The organism is Psychrobacter sp. 1Y4 (assembly GCF_051847555.1).
Window position 1 is genome coordinate 1 of record NZ_JBPYDE010000924.1, and the last position, 570, is coordinate 570.

At 42.3% G+C, this 570-nt stretch carries 1 protein-coding gene; it reads left to right on the forward strand.

Translation table 11 applies throughout. The features are described from left to right. Positions 1–117 precede the first annotated feature (117 nt). The coding region (locus ACS8FC_RS19635) for a lactoylglutathione lyase (RefSeq protein WP_439298021.1) at positions 118–570 on the forward strand (453 nt) is incomplete at its 3' end.

The window sequence follows — 570 nt, forward strand, 5'->3', positions numbered from 1 at the left end:
TACAAAACCCTATCACTTATTTCGCCATTTTTTATTATGATGAGAGAGATAAGCGGATCATGACGATCATGGTTCGCTTATCTATAAATGCATTTCCCAAATTATATTAGGATAATTATGTCGACTTCATCTAACAATAATAACGCAACCATACCGCAGCCAGCTAGCAGCATTAGTGCAGAGGGTGTACAGTCAATCTCAGCGCAAACGACAGGCTTTAACTTTAACCACACTATGTTACGTGTCAAAGACCCGGCTAAGTCATTGGCGTTTTATACAGGCGTGTTGGGCATGACGTTGCTTGCGGTCAAAAAATTCCCTGATATGGGGTTTGATTTATATTTCTTGGCAAAATTGACCGAGAGCGAGCTTGAGAATCTGCCTGCTGGTGATGATTTAGAAATCTTTGCTTTTCGTCAGCGCGGTATTTTGGAGCTGACGCATAATTATGGCACGGAGACAAAAGCGGACTTTAGCTATCATGACGGCAATCAAGAGCCACAAGGCTTTGGACACATCTGCTTTAGCGTACCGAACTTAGATGAAGCCATCGCTTGGTTTGATGAAAAC